General features: G+C 61.5%; 18 protein-coding genes and 2 pseudogenes. 8 read left to right on the plus strand and 12 right to left on the minus strand.

Annotated features, from left to right (window positions below; all coding sequences use genetic code 11):
• Positions 1–104: 104 nt before the first annotated feature.
• From F3J20_RS18155 to F3J20_RS18165, 3 genes are all read right to left on the minus strand, one after another.
• Positions 105–623, minus strand: a complete 519-nt coding sequence (locus F3J20_RS18155) for a hypothetical protein (RefSeq protein WP_167038945.1) — start codon at positions 621–623, stop codon at positions 105–107.
• 244 nt (positions 624–867) lie between these two features.
• Entirely contained in the window at positions 868–1347 is a 480-nt protein-coding gene (locus F3J20_RS18160; protein ID WP_167038943.1) for a nuclear transport factor 2 family protein, read from the minus strand.
• 13 nt (positions 1348–1360) lie between these two features.
• Entirely contained in the window at positions 1361–2095 is a 735-nt protein-coding gene (locus F3J20_RS18165) for a TetR/AcrR family transcriptional regulator (RefSeq protein ID WP_167284116.1), read from the minus strand.
• A 129-nt stretch (positions 2096–2224) separates the two neighbouring features.
• Between F3J20_RS18165 and F3J20_RS18170 the strand changes: the two genes are divergently transcribed.
• On the plus strand, positions 2225–2875 hold the full coding sequence (locus tag F3J20_RS18170; RefSeq protein WP_167038939.1) for a YceI family protein: 651 nt from the start codon (positions 2225–2227) through the stop codon (positions 2873–2875).
• A gap of 40 nt (positions 2876–2915) precedes the next feature.
• On the opposite strand, the gene tdh is transcribed toward F3J20_RS18170, so the two are convergent.
• Together tdh and F3J20_RS18180 are read right to left on the minus strand one after the other, a co-directional pair.
• A complete protein-coding gene (tdh, locus tag F3J20_RS18175) occupies positions 2916–3947 on the minus strand; it encodes an L-threonine 3-dehydrogenase (protein ID WP_167038937.1) in 1032 nt (343 codons plus the stop codon).
• Between the two features lie 28 nt (positions 3948–3975).
• Entirely contained in the window at positions 3976–5190 is a 1215-nt protein-coding gene (locus F3J20_RS18180; RefSeq protein ID WP_167038935.1) for a glycine C-acetyltransferase, read from the minus strand.
• A 201-nt stretch (positions 5191–5391) separates the two neighbouring features.
• On the opposite strand from F3J20_RS18180, the gene F3J20_RS18185 reads away from it, so the two are divergent.
• The 3 genes from F3J20_RS18185 (at position 5392) to F3J20_RS18195 (ending at position 7800) form a co-directional block, all read left to right on the plus strand.
• The gene (locus F3J20_RS18185) at positions 5392–6042 is read left to right on the plus strand and encodes an XRE family transcriptional regulator (protein ID WP_205989001.1); all 651 of its coding nucleotides are present in this window, start codon (positions 5392–5394) and stop codon (positions 6040–6042) included.
• A gap of 142 nt (positions 6043–6184) precedes the next feature.
• Positions 6185–6598: a DUF2471 family protein gene (locus tag F3J20_RS18190; protein ID WP_167038931.1), complete on the plus strand. Its 414-nt coding sequence runs from the start codon at positions 6185–6187 to the stop codon at positions 6596–6598.
• A 119-nt stretch (positions 6599–6717) separates the two neighbouring features.
• Positions 6718–7800, plus strand: coding sequence for a tyrosine-type recombinase/integrase (locus F3J20_RS18195; RefSeq protein ID WP_167284118.1), 1083 nt, complete (start codon positions 6718–6720; stop codon positions 7798–7800).
• 51 nt (positions 7801–7851) lie between these two features.
• On the opposite strand, the gene F3J20_RS18200 is transcribed toward F3J20_RS18195, so the two are convergent.
• Complete coding sequence (locus tag F3J20_RS18200) at positions 7852–9078, minus strand: DNA-binding protein (protein ID WP_167284119.1); 1227 nt, start codon at positions 9076–9078, stop codon at positions 7852–7854.
• 1954 nt (positions 9079–11032) lie between these two features.
• On the opposite strand from F3J20_RS18200, the gene F3J20_RS18205 reads away from it, so the two are divergent.
• Positions 11033–12382 (plus strand): replication initiation protein, encoded by a 1350-nt coding sequence (locus F3J20_RS18205; RefSeq protein ID WP_167038924.1) that lies wholly within the window; start codon positions 11033–11035, stop codon positions 12380–12382.
• A gap of 76 nt (positions 12383–12458) precedes the next feature.
• On the opposite strand, the gene F3J20_RS18210 is transcribed toward F3J20_RS18205, so the two are convergent.
• Together F3J20_RS18210 and parA are read right to left on the minus strand one after the other, a co-directional pair.
• Entirely contained in the window at positions 12459–13514 is a 1056-nt protein-coding gene (locus tag F3J20_RS18210) for a ParB/RepB/Spo0J family partition protein (protein WP_167038921.1), read from the minus strand.
• A gap of 24 nt (positions 13515–13538) precedes the next feature.
• Positions 13539–14201: a ParA family partition ATPase gene (gene parA, locus F3J20_RS18215; protein WP_167038919.1), complete on the minus strand. Its 663-nt coding sequence runs from the start codon at positions 14199–14201 to the stop codon at positions 13539–13541.
• A gap of 759 nt (positions 14202–14960) precedes the next feature.
• Here parA and arsC point away from each other — a divergent pair.
• Positions 14961–15320 carry an arsenate reductase (glutaredoxin) gene (arsC, locus tag F3J20_RS18220; RefSeq protein WP_167039323.1) on the plus strand — a complete coding sequence of 120 codons (360 nt, stop codon included), beginning with the start codon at positions 14961–14963 and terminating at the stop codon, positions 15318–15320.
• A gap of 57 nt (positions 15321–15377) precedes the next feature.
• Here the strand turns inward: arsC and F3J20_RS18225 are convergent, their stop codons facing one another.
• Entirely contained in the window at positions 15378–16361 is a 984-nt protein-coding gene (locus F3J20_RS18225; protein ID WP_167038917.1) for a sulfonate ABC transporter substrate-binding protein, read from the minus strand.
• Between the two features lie 295 nt (positions 16362–16656).
• Between F3J20_RS18225 and F3J20_RS18230 the strand changes: the two genes are divergently transcribed.
• Together F3J20_RS18230 and F3J20_RS18235 are read left to right on the plus strand one after the other, a co-directional pair.
• Positions 16657–18033: a gluconate:H+ symporter gene (locus F3J20_RS18230; RefSeq protein ID WP_167284120.1), complete on the plus strand. Its 1377-nt coding sequence runs from the start codon at positions 16657–16659 to the stop codon at positions 18031–18033.
• A gap of 182 nt (positions 18034–18215) precedes the next feature.
• Positions 18216–18498 (plus strand): annotated as a pseudogene (locus tag F3J20_RS18235) (DUF1272 domain-containing protein).
• A gap of 140 nt (positions 18499–18638) precedes the next feature.
• Here F3J20_RS18235 and F3J20_RS18240 read toward each other — a convergent pair.
• The 3 genes and pseudogenes from F3J20_RS18240 to F3J20_RS18250 form a co-directional block, all read right to left on the minus strand.
• Positions 18639–18845 (minus strand): zf-HC2 domain-containing protein, encoded by a 207-nt coding sequence (locus F3J20_RS18240; protein WP_167284121.1) that lies wholly within the window; start codon positions 18843–18845, stop codon positions 18639–18641.
• Positions 18832–19440, minus strand: a complete 609-nt coding sequence (locus F3J20_RS18245; RefSeq protein WP_167284122.1) for an RNA polymerase factor sigma-70 — start codon at positions 19438–19440, stop codon at positions 18832–18834. Before F3J20_RS18245 ends, F3J20_RS18240 begins: the two co-directional genes overlap by 14 nt.
• Positions 19441–19592: 152 nt before the next feature.
• A pseudogene (locus tag F3J20_RS18250) lies at positions 19593–19710 on the minus strand (IS5/IS1182 family transposase); the annotation flags it as partial.

The raw sequence follows: 19710 nt of genomic DNA on the forward strand, positions 1-19710 counted from the left end.
CTTGGCTCGCCGTCCAGCTTACGTCACGCTCCCGAAAAACCTCACCTTTGCCAATGGCTGGCTGCGCCCGCGGATAACCGGAACACGTTCCGGTTATCTCCCGCTCAAAACTTGAACTTCACCTGAAATCCAATCGTAAACGGTAGATGGTCCGAAGGGATCGGCGGCACCACGATGAAGTTCGCGCCGACGCGCTTGTATTCGACCATCACGATCGGCGCGACCACCGGCCCGATCGTGTGATTGCGGCCGAGCCCCCAGTTGCCGTAGTTGTAGCCCGAGATGATCCCGCCGATCGCCGCGAGCCGCACGATGCCCCAGTGCGCGAACTCGGGCGCCCAGACGCCGCCGCCATAGTAGGACGGCCGGCGCAGCGAGTTGCGAAAGCCGCCTATCGTCAGCGCCCACTGGTTGTTCAGCCAGCATTCGACGCCGAGGCCGGGGTTGAACTGTTCGAAATCGGTGCCGGGATCGGGATCGATGTGATACGAGCCGAGCATCGCGTCGGCCCATATGCCCCCCTCGCACCAGCTGCTCGCATGCGCGGCGGTGGCCGCCGCCAGGCTCGTCACGAGTGCCACGGCGATACGCCGGATATTTTTGTTCATCTGCCGAAAGTGCATGTCTTCTCCGCCACCGGTCGAGCGCCGGGGTCATCGATGTTCCGACGGTCTGTTTGCCGCCCGTCGCGCACTGTACCTCAACCCGCGCGGGCGATGTTGAGGACCTGTTTGAGGACCTGCTCGACTGCCGGGCACAGCACGCGCCCGCAGCCAAAACCGCAACGATAACGGAGAACCGATGGCAAAGCGGTGAATCCGCGGCGCGTGGCGAACGCGCCGTCGGCGATGAACGCTGGCGAGACGCTTACAGACCGAGGTCCGACAGGCCCGGATGATCGTCGGGACGGCGCCCGAGCGGCCAGCGATACAGGCGATCGGCCTCGCGAATCGGCAGATCGTTGATGCTCGCATGGCGACGCGCCATCAGGCCATGCTCGTTGAACGCCCAGTTCTCGTTGCCGTACGAGCGAAACCAGTTGTTCGAATCGTCGTGCCATTCATACGCGAAGCGCACCGCAATGCGATTGTCGGTGAACGCCCACAGCTCCTTGATCAGGCGATAGTCGAGTTCGCGCTCCCACTTGCGGCGCAGAAAGCCGACGATCTCCGCGCGCCCATGAACGAATTCGGCGCGATTGCGCCAGATGCTATCCGTCGTATAGGCCAGCGAGACGCGTTCGGGCTCGCGGGTGTTCCAGGCATCTTCCGCGGCGCGCACTTTCTGGATCGCGGTGTCGCGCGTGAACGGCGGCAGCGGCGGGCGGGTTTCGGTCGTATCGGCCATGAGGGTTCCTCATTCAGGTAGCGGTGCGCCGGGATGGCGGTCGTTGGGTTGGGGGAGCGTGTGCTGATTTCGCGGCCGGCTTTGCTGGCGGCTTTGCTTCCGATTTCACTGCTGTGTTCGCCGCCGGCTTCGCGGCAAAACCCGCTTGCGCATCGAGCAAGGTTTTCGCGGCCGTCTGCGCATCGAGCGCGGCGTCTGCCTCGCCGCTCACGAGCGCGACCGCGATCGCGCCGTCGAGCAGAACGAGCCACTGCCTCGCGAGACGCGCAACGCGGCGCGTATCCATAGCCGATTCCGCCGAGAACGACGCGCACTCGGTCCGCACGAAATCGAGCAGACGCTCCTTGTGTTGGCGCGCGACGATCCGGATCGGGTCGTCGGCGGAAGCGATCTCGCCGGCCGCGTTCAGAAACGCGCAGCCATGAAAATCTGCCGAAGCAAACCATTCGCGCAGCACGTCGAACATGCCGAGCAGGCGTTTGCGCGCAGTCTTGCCGCGCCGCTGCGTGCCGGCGATAAACCAGTTCATCCAGCGTTCGTCGCGCCGTTCGAGCGCAGCCGCCACGAGCGCATCTTTCGATTCGAAATGCGTGTAGAAGCTTTTGCGCGCGGTGCCGGATTGCCGCACGATCGCGTCGACGCCGGTTGCGTGGATGCCGCCGGCGTAAATCAGCGCTTCGGCCGCATCGAGCAGACGCTCGCGCGCCTGGCCGGTCGGTGTCGGGTCGCTAAGGGTTTCGCGTGTCATGGACGAAAGGTAGAACGATCATTCTCCTTCGTCAAGTTTTTCCGACCCTGTGTGATCGTTATGGAGTTTCCGCGCGCAGGCTGCGCTTGCTGCTATCGTGACGAAGATCGCTCAACCGGAACGGCTTCGATGAACTCCTCTTCTGTTCGCACCGCATGGATGCGGGCGCTGCTCGGCGTCACGCTGCTCACTGCGATGGCCTGCACGCCGGTGCAGGTGCTCACGCATTCGGTCAGCCGGAACGAAGCGCGCGTGCCGGTCGGCCGCTACGACATCGACCCGGATCACACGAGCATCACGTTCGACGTCGATCACTTCAAATACTCGCGCTTTACGATGCGCTTCGATCGCAAGCAGGGGCAACTCGACTGGAACGAGGGCGGCCTCGAACGCAGCACGGCATCGGTCACGATCGACGCCGCGAGCATCGACACGAACGTGCCGCTGCTCGACAGGATGGTGAAGAGCGACAGCATGCTCGACGTATCGCGCTATCCGGAGATTCGCTTCGCGAGCACGCGTTTCGAGCGCACAGGGGACGCGCGCGGCACGCTGAGCGGCAATCTGACGATACGCGGCGTCACGCAGCCGGTAACGCTCGACGTCACGTTCAACGGCTTCGCACCCGATCCGCTGACGAAGAAAGACACGCTCGGCTTTTCCGCCGACGGCCATTTCAGCCGCGCGAAGTTCGGTTTGGCGACGTGGTATCCGGCCGTCGGCGACGACATTCACGTGCGCATTCAGGCCGAATTCGTGAAAACGCCCGCAGGCGCGTAAGCGCCGCGGGCGTCGGTCAATCGAACTGCGCCGTGCTCGCTCAGGCGGCGGTCCAGTCGAGAATCACCTTGCCGCTCTCGCCGGAGAGCATCGTCGCGAAGGCCTGCTGATAATCGTCGACCTTGAAATGGTGCGTGAGGATCGGCGACAGATCGAGGCCGCTTTGCAGCATCGCGACCATCTTGTACCAGGTCTCGAACATCTCGCGCCCATAAATGCCCTTGATTTCGAGGCCCTTGAAGATCACCTGGGTCCAGTCGATCGCAGTTTGCGCGGGCGGAATGCCGAGCAACGCGATCTTGCCGCCGTGGTTCATCGCTTCGAGCATGCCCGTGAAGGCGCTCGGCACGCCCGACATTTCGAGGCCGACGTCGAAGCCTTCTGTCATATGCAGATCGTGCATCACGTCGCGCAGCGATTCGCGCGACACGTTCACCGCGCGCGTCGCTCCCATCTTGCGCGCAAGTTCGAGGCGATAGTCGTTGACGTCGGTAATCACGACGTTGCGCGCGCCGACGTGCCTCGCAATCGCGACCGCCATGATGCCGATCGGCCCCGCGCCGGTAATCAGCACGTCTTCGCCGACGAGATTGAACGACAGCGCCGTGTGCGTCGCATTGCCGAACGGATCGAAGATCGCGGCGAGATCGTCGGAAATTTCCGGCGGAATCTTGAATGCGTTGAAGGCCGGAATCACCAGATACTCGGCGAACGCGCCCTCACGATTCACGCCGACACCGACCGTATTGCGGCACAAGTGACGGCGCCCCGCGCGACAGTTGCGGCAGAAGCCGCACGTAATGTGCCCTTCTCCCGACACGCGATCGCCGATCGCAAAGCCGCGCACTTCCTGCCCCATCTCGACGATTTCGCCCACGTACTCATGGCCGACGTGCATCGGCACGGGAATCGTCTTTTGCGCCCAGTCGTCCCACTTCCAGATATGAATGTCGGTGCCGCAAATCGCGGTGCGCGTGATGCGAATCATCACGTCGTTATGGCCGACTTCCGGCTTCTTCACGTCCGTGAGCGTGAGGCCCGGTGCGCGTTCGAGTTTTGCCAATGCTTTCATTTGCGTCTCCGTTCGAATCGCGCGGCGACTAGGCCGGGATCACGCCAAGTTCGCGGCCGACGCGCGCGAACGCCTCGACGGCGCGATCGATCTGTTCGGGCGTATGCGCGGCGCTCATCTGCGTGCGAATGCGCGCGCGGCCGCGCGGCACGACCGGAAACGAAAAGCCGATCACGTAGACGCCTTCCTTCAGCAGCGCGTCGGCCATCTTCCCCGCGAGTTGCGCGTCGCCGAGCATCACCGGAATGATCGGATGTTCGCCCGGTACGAGCGTGAAGCCGAGCGCGCTCATCTTGCCGCGGAAATGCGCGCCGTTTTCGCGCACGCGTGCGCGCAATCGCGCGCCTTCGTCGCTCGCGAGCAGTTCGAGCACTTTCAGCGAAGCGGCAGCGATGCTCGGCGTTAGCGTGTTCGAGAACAGGTAGGGACGCGAGCGCTGCCGCAGCAATTCGACGATCTCCTTGCGCGCGGCGACGTAGCCGCCCGATGCGCCGCCGAGCGCCTTGCCGAGTGTGCCGGTGATGATGTCGACGCGCGCCATCACTCCGCCATGCTCGGGCGTGCCGCGCCCGTGTTCGCCAATGAAGCCGACCGCGTGCGAGTCGTCGACCATCACGAGCGCGCCGTATTGGTCCGCGAGATCGCAGATGCCCGCGAGATTCGCGATGATGCCGTCCATCGAGAACACGCCGTCGGTCGCGATCAGCTTGAAGCGCGCGCCAGCGGCGTCGGCTTCCTTCAGGCGCGCTTCGAGATCGGCGAGATCGTTGTTCCTGTAGCGAAAGCGCTTCGCCTTCGACAGCCGCACGCCGTCGATGATGCTCGCGTGATTCAGCTCGTCGCTGATGATCGCGTCGTTTTCGTCGAGCAGCGTTTCGAACAGGCCGCCGTTCGCGTCGAAACAGCTCGAATAGAGAATGCAGTCGTCGGTTTGCAGGAACGCGGCGAGCGCTTCCTCGAGTTGCTTGTGCACGGTCTGCGTGCCGCAGATGAAACGCACCGACGCCATGCCAAAGCCGTCCTTGTCGAGCCCTGCTTTCGCGGCGTCGATGAGCCGCGCGTCGCCGGCGAGGCCGAGGTAATTGTTCGCGCAAAAATTCAGCACGTCCGTGCCATCGGCAAGACGCACGTCGGCCGATTGCGGACTCGCGATCACGCGTTCGCTCTTGTAAAAGCCATCGGCGCGGATCTGCGCGAGGGTGCCGCGCAGATGGGCAAGGTACTGGTCACATTGGTCACGCATGAACGAGACTCCGGAGAGATGAAGGAGACGACCTGACTCGCTGCGCTGAGTCGCTGCACTGAGCGTCAGCGCTTGACATCAGCATAGTCCGCATCGACGGCGTGTGCAGCAGCGAGGCGGCCTGTTATAGTCGGCTGTCAGCTTTATCGGATATTTTCGTTTTTTCGAACTAAAATCCGGTATATCGAACAACTCTAAACGATAGGTCAGGAAATGGCAAGTTCGGGTATCCGCCGCACCGCGCGCAAGGCAACGGCCCAAACAGCGTCCGCCGCGGGCACGACGGCGGCGCCGGTCAATGCTGCACCGCCGCGCGTCGGCGAGCAGATTCAGCGGCTGCGCGCCGAGCGGCGCATGACGCTCGACGATCTGTCGCGCGCGGCGGGCGTGTCGAAATCGATGCTGTCGGAAATCGAGCGCGACAAGGCCAATCCGACGATCGCGGTCGCGTGGCGGCTCACCAATGCGCTTGGCGTGAACCTCGATTCATTGTTTGCGCCGCCGAAGGCACCGGAAGCGATCGCGGTCTCCGGCGCGCACGACATTCCGACCTTGAGCGGCCATGACGCGAAATATCAATTGCGGGTGTGGGGGCCGATCGAGCTGGCCGGCAAGTTCGAGTGGTACGAGTTGACGCTACAGCCGGGCGGAGCGCTCGTGTCGAACGCCCACGAACCCGGCACGCGCGAGCATCTGACCGTGCTGAACGGATCGATCGAAGTCGAGGCGGCCGGTACGACGAAGCGGCTCAAGGCAGCGGACACCGCGCGCTATGTCGCGGACGAACCGCATGCGATTCGCAATGCCGGCAAGGGTGAGGCGAAAGCGTTGCTGGTCGTGATTCACGGTTGAGCGGCGGGGCGCGCCCGGTGCGCGGCAGATCGGGCGACCGGTGACAAGCGGATGACGGGCCGTTGGTGAAATAGGCCATTCGGCCGAGGTTGCGCTCAATACTGTATGTTTGTACAGTATTACCTGTCGACTGGAGCCGATAATGAACAACCTGAAAGCGAACCCTACCGATCAAGCTCTGGCCGCGCTGCGTTATCAAACCGCCGCGCGCGATCTCGAACATATCGTGCGCAATATCGCGGCCCGCTACATCGTCAAACAGGTGCCGCTCACGTGGCGTCTGCTGCATGCCATCGAAGCCGAGGCGTTGGCCGATCTCGGCTTCGCAAGCCGGCACGATGCCGTGATGCTGGGCCTGTTCGAGCGGCCATCCGATCTGCCCTATCCCGAAACCGATGACACCGTGGATTTCGGCTCGTCCAATGCGCTGCCCGCAGTGTTTGCGTTTGCCGTTAACGCCTACGAAGACGCGGCGCGGGAAGCAGCACGTCTCGCCGCCACGCAACCGGTGCCGCGCGATATGACACTGAAACGCGCGCATGCCTGGGGCGGGTGATACGGCAGCAAGTTGATTTTCTTCGGCTTTTCGCTCCGGTTTTTGTTTTGCGTTCCGATCCGGTGTCCATTGCCGCCTACAATAGGCACAGCAAAAGACGCAACTAACGGAAAAAACCGATGTCACCTCCTCATCTGTCCGACCCTGTCCCACGTCCCGCGCCTTCGACCGATCTCTTCGATCAGCAGCGCGAAGACTGGCGTCGCGATCCTCAGATCGCTTTCGACGCATGGCTAGCGAAGCAGCATTTCAGACGTTCTTCCGCGTTGGTCTATCAGGCGCAGTGGGGACAGTTTCTCGACTGGCTCGGTACGCAGCAAAAAAGCCTGGCCACGGTCGACTCGCACGCGATCGCCGAATTTGTCGCTGGACTCGAAATACGGAAAACGCAACGAGTCCGCTATTTAAGGCTGATCGAGCGCGTACTCGATCACGTTCGCGAGATCGAATCCGCCTCGACCAACCCGGCTCGCTTTATTGCTCAGGACGGCGAAGCTGCGTGGCGCAATGCACGCGATAACGACCCGACCGGCTTTCTCACACATGCCGAGCGAACCGCCTTGATCGCGCAACTGTTTGCACCATTGCCGGATTTATCGGCGGCGCAACGCTGGAGAGAACGGCGTGATCGTGCCTTGATTGCCGTGTTTCTCGGCGGAGGACTGAAGACCGGCGAGGCAGCGTCCCTCACGGTTAGTTGCGTCAATGCGGGTTCGCCGTGGGTCACGATCGAGTCGGCCAATCCAATGCTGACGCGACGTACACGGCTTGCGCCATTCGCAACGGCCATTCTCGACGCGTGGCTCGCCGAACGACGTCTGACGGAACTGGCCGGCAATCTCGTGTTTCCCGCAGCGCCGTCCGGGCGGCCGATGCACAAAGCCACGATGCTGCGCGCCGTCGATGCGCTGGTCGATGCTGCGGGAATCGCCGGATCGAGAACGTCGCGCGCGAGTCCACAGACTTTGCGCAACACATTTGCGGCGGACCTGTTCGAAAGCGGGGTCGAGGCCGAACAGGTCGGTCAGTGGCTCGGCTTCGTGCAGGCGGTGTCCGCCAACCGGCTGTATCGCGCGTGGCAAACGTGGATGGATCAGCAGGATTCGCCGGCCGCCAATGTGCCGGATCCAGCAGCGGCGCCTTTGTCGACACCTCGGCGTGACGGGCGTTTGACGAATACAACGGGAGAAAACCCGCCCTGAAAGTCCTCACCTCTTGACTCCCGGATTTCCTCACCTTTAGCGCTTTATCCGCTATCGCACGATATCGACAGCTCGCGTGGACTGTGCGGCCGCAGCGTCTGACAGAAACTGGCTAACCGCCGCCAGCCTTGATTCGCCGAGGCCCGAGGAATGCTCACACTCTGGGCAAAGCAGCTCGAAACGGTGATCGACCTGCGACAACTCCGGCTCACCTTCCTCGCATTTCGGGCAGCGCGCAGGCAACGTCACGTAACCGTCCGCCGCAGTGCCGATCATGCTCAACTCTTCGTTCGTGAGCCGGCCGGCGTTGACCAGCGAGCAAAGCAGGGCGGCGATCGCCGGGTCGATACCTTGCTGGCCGCGCAGCATCGCGACTTCCCTGGTCAACGTGTCCACCTCATCCGACTGTTCGCGCAATTGCGCGTCGAGCCGGTCCCCACGAGCCTTGGCCGCGGCAATCTGCTGAATGAACTCGAATTCTTTGCGGCTCGCGTCGCGCACACCGGATTGATAGGTCGCGGCCATGCTGCGCAGCGAATCGAGCTCGACCAGCATCGGCTTGACGCGTCGCTCGGCCTCGGCAACCGCGTCCTTGATCTGCTGCGCATAGTGTTCGGTGCTTTGCCGCAATTCGACGTGTAGTGCGTCGATCCGGTCGCGCAGCGTTGCGTTCGTCGCTTGCTCGGTTTCGAGACGCTGGCGGAGCGTCTCGTTTTCCTGGTCGAGTCGCCGCGTGGTCGCTTGCAATCCCTCGAGATGGATATTGCCGTGCGTGGTCGCGCTCGATAGCTCGGTTTCTAGCACCCGGACACGTTCCCAAGCGGCTTCGGCTCGCATTTCGCTGCGTTTGACGGCCTCATCGGCTGCGTCACGGCGAATTTCCGCGTCGCGGGTACGCAGATCGGCAGCGCCGATTTGCGCATGGATTTCTTCGCGTTCGCTATCGAGTGCCGCTTTTGCCTCGGCCACGGCTTCTTCAAACAGCACGCCGAGCAGTTCGCCGGCACGTTCTTCGAGCGCTTTCGGGATCGCACCGGCGCCGACCTTGACGCGCGAGACATTGCGGATGCGTTCCCAGAAGTGATCGATGTCTTTTGGAATGTCGCTAGCGCTGCCGGTTTGTGTCAGATCGCGAACCGCAGCCATCGACGGGCGAATGCCCAGATCGAAAAAGAGCCGCTTGCAGGCGTGCAGTGAAAGATCCTGCCGGCGCATGCCTTGGGCACGCATGGCTTCAAGCTCGTCCCGAATGGTTTGCCGTTCCTGATCCAGATTCATATCAACCTCGATGTTGCTCGAATTGGATGAATCATAACAATTTACGTAGCGTTTGCTACCAATTTATCCGTGACGAGGGGATTGAGGTAAACAGATGTGCTTTTGAGGGAGCAAAGCACTGCTGAACCTGCGTGACAGTTTTATTTCCGTGAAACAAAACGAAGAATAGCTAATAAGCTCTTGTAAAGAAAGAGTTTTTATTGATTTTTCAATGATCGAGCACTGTTTCACGAGCGTTGGCGGATTGAGAGGGTTGAGGACGTGGTGTTTCGGAAGCTCGCGGGGTGGAAAAGCTTGAGAGTAATAAAAGTAAACACCTTTGAACCCTTGTTAAAAACGTTAACGCCTCGGCAAACCCTTATCTGGCGGGGGTTTCAAGCCGACAAGGTGAAGCTTTGCGGGAGACGTGGTGAGATTCTGCGGGAACCTCGAGTGATGGGGTTCGGGGAGCCTGGTGAGAAGGTCCGGGACAGAACGTGAGCGAGTTCAGGAAACGCCGTATACGGGCGGTTTGGCGAAAGGTGAGGTTTTGCGGGAGCCTGGCGCCGTGAATCGCCCGGCCACACGCGAAAAGCTTTTCCTGGGCCGGCAGGCCCAACGGTGAGTGCTTTCGGGAGTCTTGCGAGCACTGATTTTCTGGGTTGTTTTTGGGCTGTTAACCCCATTGGTGAGATGAGTCGGGAGAAAATGCAGATTGAAGGTGAGGTTTTACGGGGCCAGCAGGTCGTTTTTGCCTCAATTTTGAGCATTCGGAGCCCTAAGGTGAGCTTTTACAGGACAGGAGCGGATTTTGTGATCCAGATTTGTCCGCGGCGTTGACTGGCTGGTGGCCACGAGGATCGGAAAGGTGAGCGGATTCGGGACGTGAGCGTTTGGCTCGATCTGCGAGGCTGCTCAGGCGGACAATTTCGCTAAAGGTGAGGCTTTTCGGGAAGTGCTACGAGGGTTTTCGGACGTTAAGGTGAGGAAATACGGGAGAAAAATCGGGTTCATCGGCTGGAGATGCCCGTCTGATGGACGTTACGATCCACCGGCTCCATGGGAGACTGGATTTCACGGGTGAGGTTTTTCAGGAGGATTGGAGCCGATAAGCGGGGAGACCTTCGGGGTCCCAAAGTGATTTGAGGTGAGAATTTTCGGGAGATCGAGACGATTGGTAACGTTTGTGGATTACTCTAACCTACTGAAATCATTGATAATTATTTGGACCGTCGGCAAAGGTGAGGTTTTTCGGGACTTTCCGTGGCAACCTCGCGTCGCTCTCGGGAATACCTAAAGGTGAGACTTTTCGGGAGAGTTTTTCGGCGCAGGTCGGTGCTGGCGCGGCTTGAGCGTGCATCACCTCACGTGATTCAGTGGCGTCGAGGTGAGCTTTTTCGGGGATATCGCGGGAGAGAGGCTGAGTTAACGGCAGGAAACCTACGGTTGACGATGGACTTTGGCCATTGTTTTGAGCCGTTTGGGTGAAAGGAGAAGTTGCGAGCGCAACGCCGAACAAACGGGAAGCGACTGCTTGAGCAGAGCATTGGAGAGGGGGCTGAGCGCATTTCTTTGCATCGGTGCCATTGAAGCGTCGGGTCTGCGCCGCTGGACGCGATCCTGCCGGTGACAAAGCTGCGGAGGGGCGACTTCGCCACCCGGTCGTTACGCCACCGAGTCCCTCTTGTTTACGCGCAGCCTCAAAAAAATCCGCAATTTTTTGAGGTGAGGAAGTTCGGGATCAAAAACTCCCCGTTCCCGTGGACTGCGAATCTGTCCGGATCGGCAAACGCCGCGACCTGCAAGGACACCCCGAACCTGGCGGCAGACGGCTGAGGTGAGGGTTTTCGGGAGTGGTTCGAGGTGAGCCGCGCTTCGTAAACTCACTTCACCGGCAATGGTGAGAGGGACGCTATAGACGCGTATCACCCCAGCCGGTATGCTCACGCGAAATTCCCCCTTCTCACCCCGACGCATGGCCACGAAGCGCGCGAAAAAGACCGATGTAGTCAGCCCGAGTTCGGCTGAGTTGCGCAAAGCCGTCGAGGCGATCGCGATCCAGCCCAAGAGCGGCAAGATCACGCTGCTGACCCGCAAGCTCTTCAACGTGCTGCTCGCGGTGGCCCAGCAGGCCGACGAGTCGGGCGACACGTACCGCGCGCTGCTGTCGGACATCGTCGCGAATTCGGCATTCGATTCGAACGATACGGCGCTCGTCAAGGAACACTTGCGCCGCATGGTGTCGGTGCAGGTCGAATGGAGCACCGGCACGTCCAGTCAGAAGCCTGGCCGTAAATGGGGTATTTCGACGCTGATCGCGGACGCGGAAATTCTCGAAGATCCGACCACCCGACGTGTCTGGGTCGAGTTTTCGTTCGCGCCGAAGATCAAGAAGAAGCTGCTCGATCCGGTTCAGTACGCGCGTCTGAGCCTGCAATTCCAGAGCCAGTTGCGCAGTAGCGCCGGCCTCGCGCTGTACGAGATCTGCGTGCGCTATCTGACCAACCCGAGTCATCTGACGATGCGCGAGACGTGGGAATGGTGGCGTCCGATTCTGTCGGGCACACCGGACACGGAAGCCGGCGACGAAGCGAAGCGCGAGTACAAGTATTTCAAGCGCGATTATCTGCGCCCGGCCATCGCCGAGGTCAATGCGGTCACGAACATCTTCGTCGAGCTGATCGAGCATCGCGAGGGACGGCGCGTCGCCGAAATCCAGTTTCGCGTGACCGAGCGCAAGCAGCCGATGCTCGCGCTCGACGAACATCCGAACGTGTTTGATAGCACGCTCGTCGATCGCATGGTGAAGATCGGCATTCCACTCAAGGAAGCGCAGACGCTCTATGCGGACAGCGAGGAAAATCGTATCCGCGCGGCTTTGCAGATGACCGAGCAGCGCATGCGCAGTACTTCGCTGCCGCCGGTGCGCAGCGCGCCCGCGCTGTTCAAGGATGCGTTGAAAAAAGGCTATGCACCGCCTGTCGAGGCGCTGCCGACCGCTGTCGGCGTGGGTAAAGCCGTCGCGACGCCGGCCGACGACCTCAAGGCGCGTCTGCTGGGCGAATATTCGGCGTATCGCCGCAAGCAGGCCTACGAGCTATACAACGAACAGGGTGACGCGGAACGGGATATGGCGCGGCAGTCGTTCGAGGAGGAGGAACTGCCGGGGCTCGGTTCGCACCTGCGCGACGATTGGCGCCGCCGTGGGCTGGATTCGAAGATCGTCGAAACGGCGTTCTTCGACTGGCTTTCGCGCAAAACCTGGGGCGAGCCGACCGATGGCGATCTGCTTGCCTTTACGCTGAGCCAGTCGCGCGCGGCCTGAGCGGGGTCTGCCGCGCGATAACCGGCCGTCGAGAATGGCGGGTGGCGCTGCGCATTTGCGTGGCCACCTCGTCCGCTTACTTCAGCATCTTTTCAATCTGCCGCAGAATGTCGTCGCGTTTCTCGCGCGTGAGGCCTTTCAGGCGCAGCTCGAGCCGGTCGTCCCCGTAGGACTTGAGATCGCCGACCGATACCCCTTCCAGTTTGATTTCCAGACGTTGCGCGTAGCGCTGCCGACCGGCGGGCTTGGCGCTTTCCTGCGCGGTCGCCCTGCCCTGGACGATGTCGGCGACCTGGCGCGTGCTCAGGTCGTCGGCAAGGATTCGGTTGATCAAGCGCAGTGTGGCTTCCGCGCCGCGCGCCGTGTGATAGCGGCCCACCTGGTAAGCCATGTTCGAGCCGAAGCGGTCGGGGCGCGCGACCATCTCGTGCATCACGGCTTCCGGCAACTTGGCGACGGACAGCGCGACCGCGACCGTCGATTCATCGAGCCCAAGGTGTTCGGCAAGCTCCTTCTGGCTCTGGAAATGCCGTTCATCGAGAAATCGCTTCCAGACGACCGCATTGTCGAACACGGTCTGCGAGTCGCGCTGGACATTGAGGTCGTAGCCGAGCTTGTAGCTCTGCAGGCCGATCGGCAGATCGATGACGATCGCCTTCACCGATTCCTTGTTCGCTTCCTTCAAGGCGCGTACGCGCCGGCCGCCGTCGCTGACGAAGTAGGTGCCGGGATTGTCGTAGTCGGGAATGACGTGAATGGCTTGCTGCTGCCCTTGCTTAGCCAGATTGACGGCGAGCTCGGCGATCGACGACTTCAGATAGAAGTGCCTTGGATTGAACGGGCTCGGCTTGATCGTCTTGAGCGCAAGCTCGATGACCTGGCCCGGACGATAGCCGTGCTCGAGCCGCCATGCACGATACGCCGCCGATTCGTTGGCGGTGTCGACGGCATCGATTTCCTGCATGCCTGGCGGTACGACGGCAGGTATCGCGCGTCCGGCTGCTGCGGGATTTTGCGGCGCGTTTTTGACCAGACCGTCGATCGCGTTCAGACGGTCGAGCGCGGTGCGCTTTTCGCTGCTGGTCGTGTCAGGACGTGCTTGAAAGCCTTTGGCGAATTGGGACGGTTTCATTCAGGCTCCTTTATGCGCATAAATTCAGGGGAGCAGGGCGGCGATCTCATTCGCGCACGCCCTGACTTCGATAGCGGCGAGCTTGGCGCCGCGGTCGGTCATCTGCAGCACCGTCTGCCCTAGCGCCATGGCCTGTTTGTAGGCTTCGCGCGTTGGAATCTGGGTCTTCAACAAAGGGAAGCCGAGTTCTTCGAGCGCGCGTTTCAGTTCGCGCGTCAGCATCCGCTTCTCTTCCGTCTTGTTGAGCAGGAAGACGGCGCGCAGGTCTTCGTTCATGACTTGGGCTTGCTGAACCAGCTTGACGAGGCCGATGCTCGACCAGTAATCGGCGGGCGATGACGACGTCGGGATGACTGCCACGCTCGCCGCAAGCAGTACGACGCCGGAGACTTTTTCGGTGATGGAAGGCGGGCAGTCGACGACGATGATGTCGTAGTCAGCCACGAATTTCTTGATCTCGCGGTGGATCTGACTGCCCGCCTCAGAGAGATTGACGACAGGGAATGGGATGCCGACGTCGCCGTCAGAGGAAGCGCTGGCCCAGTGGATCAGCGTGTTTTGGCCATCTGCGTCGACGACGAGAACGCGTTTACCTTTCTCGTGAAACGCAGCGCCGAGATGCATCGCGATTGTGCTTTTCCCGACGCCACCCTTCTGCTGTGTTACCGCGATGATTTCTGCAGCCAAATTTCACCTCCTCTTTTTAGACGCAGTTGGATTTTACCTGGTTGATTTCCTATTTCAAATGACTTGAGTAAATAGAAATGAAAATTAGCCGTTCGGCAGACGTTTATGCGCATAAAGATGACAGGAGCGCTCGCGAGAGGTGATGCGATGACCGGCTCGCAGTGATGGAGAGAAGGCGCGAGAGGTTTTCTCGTCGTGGGCGCAATCGGGGAATGAAGTATCGAGAGAGGCGAGCTGCTTTGAGTGTGTGGTCTTGGGACAAAGAGGTTTGGCTTTGCGTCGGCAGCTACTGAGACATGTGCCGTTGATTTCCGCCAGCGGCGTGCGACGCGCCTGCGGGACTTTATGCGCATAAAGTCCGGGTCATCCCGGCAAGGGATTGATGTCTATCGAAGAGGGCAACGCTACGAGGCTCGATGGCGCATCAGGCGGCGGGGCAAACGGCTTTGGGGTTTGGCGGAAGGTTGCCTACGTCGATCTTCGCGAGAGCCCTTTACCTGAATCACTAGCCCCGCGTGAATTTCTCCAGGGCAACCAGAATTCAATTCTCGACCTCGCCGCTAGCCGAAGCGAGGGCCGGTTTATGCGCATAAACTCGGGAGCCGATAAACCACGTGCCCCGCAGCCGTCATCCAACCACGGCTCAACAGGCGACCCCGCCAAGCTCAACACCCAACCGCCCCCCACCCGCTAAAATCCCTTTTACTCCCTCGTCGCCAGACCCTGGAACGCAAACCCAAACCGAACCGCTCAATCTCAATGATCACCATCTACCACAACCCCCGTTGCTCCAAATCGCGCGCCACCTGTGAACTGATCACGAGTACCTACAACAGCGCGAACGAAGCAACCGAGATCGTCGAATACTTGAAACAACCGCGTACCGTTGCCGAACTCAAACAGATCAATGCACAACTCGGCTGTCCGGTCCGCGAAATGATCCGTGACACCGAAGCCGAATACAAAGAACTCAATCTCGCCGATCCGTCGCTGAGCGACGCGCAGTTGTATGACGCATTGGCGCAGCATCCGATCCTGCTGCAACGTCCGATCGTCGTGCGAAACGGGCGTGCCGTGATCGGCCGCCCGCCTGAAAACGTCGCCGCACTCTTCGCCTGAGCAAATGGGCGAGTACTGACGTCAAGGATGCGCGTGGCGCAAGCTCACGCGCCGACGCTAGGCGTTGCTTGCCAGCGCTGCGTCTCTGGTGACGATCTTCGTCGGGATCAGGCGCAGTTCGCTGAACGTATCTGCAATACGTTGTTGTTCCGCAAGCACGTTGGGATCGACAGGTTTGTAGATATGCGCGTAGTGGCGCAGGCCTGATTCGATCACGCTCGCGTCGAGCCCCTGAATCGGCGCGAGTTGCGCCGCGGCCTTGCTATAGTGCCCTCGCACCCACTCCCCTTCCTTGCCGACTTCGTCCATCGCGATGGCGAGCACGTCGCCGTTCTGTTGCGCAAACGGCCGAGCGCTCAAGAAAAACTGATGGTGGCTCACGATGCCTTCGGCATCCGCGAGCAGGCGCGCATTCGACTGTCGCTTCGCGGCTTCGAGGAACGGGTCCCAGATCGCCCATGCATCCACCGCGCCACGTTCGAAGGCCGCGCGCGCATCAGCGGGTGGCAGATAGACGGGCTGAATCTCGTTGAATTTCACGCCGTTCTTCTGCAATGCGGCCACCAGGAACCAGTGCACATCGGAGCCTTTGTTCAGCGCGATTTTCTTTCCCTTCAGGTCGGCCAATGTTTTGATCGGCGCATCGGGATGCACGAGGATGCCTTCGGCGTGCGGCGTTGGAATTTCATACGCGGTGTAGACGAAGTTCGCGCCCGCTGCCTGCGCGAAGATGGGCGGTGCCTCGCCCACGTAGCCGAAGTCGATCGCGCCGACATTGAGTCCTTCGAGCAACTGCGGGCCGGCCGGAAACTCGGTCCATTTGACGCCGATGCCGAGCGGCGCAAGCCGTTTTTCGAGCGTACCGTGCGCCTTGAGCAGCACGAGGGTGCTCGCTGCTTTCTGATAGCCGATGCGAAATTCCTTTACGTGCGCATCGGCGGCAAACACGGACGTGGAGACGATAGGCAACGCGGCGGCGGCCAGTGAAGCCCCTACGCTGGTCAGAAACGCGCGGCGCGTGAGCGGCGAATGACGGGACATGAACATGCTCGTAAAAAAGACGGACGCAAAATGGCCCGATTGGCTCCGACGATAATTCGTCTGTCCGCCTGGACGAACCGATAAATTCGCATAAGCAAATCACGCGGTCGCAGCGAAGCATTGCCATGTGTACCCGTCACATCGCACGACGCAAGCCCAAGCCCACCACACTGCAGCCTGTCGTTCCCCGCCGCTACAATCGACCAGTCGCAAACGTCTGAAAGCGTGAACCCCCAACGCCGCCGGGCAATCACGCAAAACCACGTCCGCATCAACCAATCGAAAAAGGACCTCCGTGCATCCGATAACAACACTCACCCCGTGGGCTGCCCACGATACGCAGCTCATCCTGTCGTGCGTGCTCGGGCTCGCATTGATCATCGTCTTCATCAGCGTGCTCAAGCTCGCGCCGTTCCTGTCGATCCTCGTCGGCACGTTCGCGGCGGGCTTTGCGGCCGGTCTGCCGCTCGAAGCGGTGGCGAGCGCCTTCAGCAAAGGCGCGGGTGCGTTGCTCGGCGACGTCGGCATCATCATCGCGCTCGGGGCGATGCTCGGCGCGCTGATGGCCGAATCGGGCGCGGCCGACCGACTCGTGTCGACCATCCTCAAACATTCGACGCCACGCACGCTTCCGTGGATGATGGCCGTCGTCGCATTGCTGATCGGCTTGCCGCTCTTCTTCGAAGTCGGCCTCGTGATGATGGTGCCGATCATCTTCGTGATGGCGCGCCGCTCGCAGCAGCCGATCCTGCGCATCGCGATTCCCGCGCTCGCCGGCATGACGACGCTGCACGCGTTGCTGCCGCCGCATCCGGGTCCGCTGATCGCGGTGAGCGCGCTGCACGCCGACCTCGGCCTCACGCTCGGGCTTGGTTTGATCGTCGCGATTCCGGCCGTGATTCTCGCGGGGCCGCTCTATGGCGTCTGGTTATCCAAGCGGATACAGGTCGGCGAGCCTGAAGAAATGGGCAAGCTCTTCACGGCGCAAGAAAACGGCACCGAGCCGCCGAGCTTCGCGATTTCGCTGATTACGATCCTGCTGCCCGTCGTGTTGATGCTCGGGCGCACGGTCGCGAAGCTGCTGCTGCAGCCCGAAACATTCCTCTTCGATGCGCTGAATTTTCTCGGCGAACCGTTGGTCGCGCTTGGCCTCACCGTATTGTTCGCGGTGGTCGCGCTCGGCTGGTCGCGTGGCATGGCGCGCGAGCGCGTCGGCGGCATTCTGCGCAAAAGCCTGCCGCCGATCGCCGCGCTGCTGCTGACCATCGGCGCGGGCGGCGGCTTGAAGCAGGCGCTCGTCGTCGCGGGTATCAGCACGACGATCGGCAAGATCGCGCTCGGCTCGCATATGCCGCTGCTTCTGCTCGCCTGGCTCATCGCGGTCGCGCTGCGTCAGGCCACCGGTTCGGCAACGGTCGCCACGACGACCACGGCCGGCATCGTCGCGCCGGTCGTGGCCGGCCTCAGCGCGACACACAATTCGCTGATGGCGCTCGCGATCGGTGCGGGCTCGGTATTTTTCTGCCACGTCAACGACGCGGGATTCTGGATGATCCGCGAATACTTCGGATTGCAATTGAAACAGACGGTGCTGGTCTGGTCGGTGTTGCAGACGATCGTATCGGTCGTCGGACTCGCGTTGACGCTCGTGTTGTGGAACGTGCTGACGTAACGATGCCACGCAACGGGAGCGAGGCGTATCGTCATTGCCGGCGATCGACGTATGCACGCACGGTAGGCCGGCGCTCCCGCACCGCTCCTTCCGCCGCGAGCGGCCGGCCGCTTACACTGACCGGAGAGCGAGACGCCCCCCGCGCCTCGCGTTCCTGAAGCGGAGCCGCCGATAGGCTCGAGCTGAGACCGTCCTGCGAAGGTTGCGGCAAGTCGCTGCCGCCGAACGCGCCCGCTGCGATGATCTGCACGTACGAATGCACGTTCTGCGAGGTCTGTGCGCTGACGCGACTGCGCAACGTCTGCCGCGAATTGCGGCGGCAATTTCGCGCCTCGGCCGATTCGCACCCGTGCGCAGCTCGCGAAACATCTGGCACGGACCGAAGCCAATCCCGTCCTTATCGATGAAGCGTCGCATGCGCGTTTTTTCGAACGCTATCGCGACACGCCACCGGCCGAGCGTTGATCGCTGGCGCCGCCAACACCGAAGCAAGCGAACAGCGGACAGCGAATGGCACATCGAGGCACAGGCGCCGTGCCAGGCGTCCAAGCCTTGCTATGCCCTCAGCGCTCCATCCAGAGCCTCTGCATCCCATCGCTTGAATTTCACCGCTCGCCATTCCCCGCCGCATCCGCCGACTCGATTCCGCTGACCGTGTGCGCGGCCGCTCGCAACAACCGTATCTGCTTGCGATAGTTACGGCAGCCGCTGCACGTCGGCAGATGCAGGCGGATCGCGAGCCACTCGCCGCTTGTCAGCGACCGGTCGAGCGCGTCGGATAGCAGCCGCGTGATGTTCTTACACTTCCCCATTGGCATCCTCGCTCGATAAGCCCTTTTCGCTCAGACACGTGCGCAGCCGTAAGCGCGCCCGATAGATCAGCACGCTGCAATGATTCGCGTTGATCTGCAATTCGGTGCAGATGGCCGCGATATCGAGGTCGAGAAACTCGCGCATCATGAATACGCGCCCAATGTGCTCAGGCAGATGATCGAGGCACATCTCGAAGAGGGTCCAGAACTGCTGCTGGCGCAACGCGGTTTCGGGCGTCGGCCACGGGCGCGGTTTCGTCTCGCTCGACCAGTGGCCGTTGTCCTTGAACAGCTCGCGATCGAGCAGCGCCTCGCCGTCGAGTTCGGTTTCGAGCGCCGACAGATTGATCGTGCGCCGCCGCGCGCGCAGCGTGTCGACGAGCTTGTGGCGCAGGATGCCGAACACCCACGTCTTGTGTTCCGATTGCGCGGCGAAGCGCTCAGCCTGGGTCCATGCGGCGGTCAGGGCTTCCTGCACGGCGTCTTCGGCGGCCGCGGCGTCGCGCAATTGCAGGCGCGCGAAGCGCACGAGATCGCGCCGCAGCTGTGCGAGATAGATGGGATCGTCGAGCGCCGCGCCACGTGGCTGCGTCATGTCGCGCTCCTTCGATGCACGGACTGCCGCGCCTGTTCTTCTGAGACTTCGCGATTCATGAGCGGATGATCGTCCTTGCGCTGTCTGCGGATGCGTGCGCCATTCTCCCTCACGCTCCTGCGCAAGCGAATCGGTATTGAACATAGAGCGTGTTAGGCACTTTGGATAATGGGCACGGCATGAACAAGCATGAGCATAGCGAAGACGACGAAATGCAAGCCTGCCAGGGTTTCGGGCAGGCGTTCGTAGTCGCGTGCCAGCCGCCGGAAG

Source organism: Paraburkholderia sp. Cy-641 (assembly GCF_011752945.1).
GTDB lineage: Bacteria > Pseudomonadota > Gammaproteobacteria > Burkholderiales > Burkholderiaceae > Paraburkholderia.

Excerpts from the sequence above, each read along its gene's own strand:
- F3J20_RS18245 (WP_167284122.1), bottom strand. The coding sequence starts at position 19,440 with ATGACGCAGCCACGTGGCGCGGCGCTCGACGATCCCATCTATCTCGCA.
- F3J20_RS18225 (WP_167038917.1), bottom strand. The coding sequence starts at position 16,361 with ATGTCCCGTCATTCGCCGCTCACGCGCCGCGCGTTTCTGACCAGCGTA.
- F3J20_RS18195 (WP_167284118.1), top strand. The coding sequence starts at position 6,718 with ATGTCACCTCCTCATCTGTCCGACCCTGTCCCACGTCCCGCGCCTTCG.
- F3J20_RS18170 (WP_167038939.1), top strand. The coding sequence starts at position 2,225 with ATGAACTCCTCTTCTGTTCGCACCGCATGGATGCGGGCGCTGCTCGGC.
- F3J20_RS18205 (WP_167038924.1), top strand. The coding sequence starts at position 11,033 with ATGGCCACGAAGCGCGCGAAAAAGACCGATGTAGTCAGCCCGAGTTCG.
- F3J20_RS18180 (WP_167038935.1), bottom strand. The coding sequence starts at position 5,190 with ATGCGTGACCAATGTGACCAGTACCTTGCCCATCTGCGCGGCACCCTC.
- F3J20_RS18160 (WP_167038943.1), bottom strand. The coding sequence starts at position 1,347 with ATGGCCGATACGACCGAAACCCGCCCGCCGCTGCCGCCGTTCACGCGC.
- arsC (WP_167039323.1), top strand. The coding sequence starts at position 14,961 with ATGATCACCATCTACCACAACCCCCGTTGCTCCAAATCGCGCGCCACC.
- tdh (WP_167038937.1), bottom strand. The coding sequence starts at position 3,947 with ATGAAAGCATTGGCAAAACTCGAACGCGCACCGGGCCTCACGCTCACG.
- F3J20_RS18155 (WP_167038945.1), bottom strand. The coding sequence starts at position 623 with ATGCACTTTCGGCAGATGAACAAAAATATCCGGCGTATCGCCGTGGCA.
- F3J20_RS18210 (WP_167038921.1), bottom strand. The coding sequence starts at position 13,514 with ATGAAACCGTCCCAATTCGCCAAAGGCTTTCAAGCACGTCCTGACACG.
- F3J20_RS18200 (WP_167284119.1), bottom strand. The coding sequence starts at position 9,078 with ATGAATCTGGATCAGGAACGGCAAACCATTCGGGACGAGCTTGAAGCC.
- F3J20_RS18240 (WP_167284121.1), bottom strand. The coding sequence starts at position 18,845 with ATGGGGAAGTGTAAGAACATCACGCGGCTGCTATCCGACGCGCTCGAC.
- F3J20_RS18190 (WP_167038931.1), top strand. The coding sequence starts at position 6,185 with ATGAACAACCTGAAAGCGAACCCTACCGATCAAGCTCTGGCCGCGCTG.
- F3J20_RS18165 (WP_167284116.1), bottom strand. The coding sequence starts at position 2,095 with ATGACACGCGAAACCCTTAGCGACCCGACACCGACCGGCCAGGCGCGC.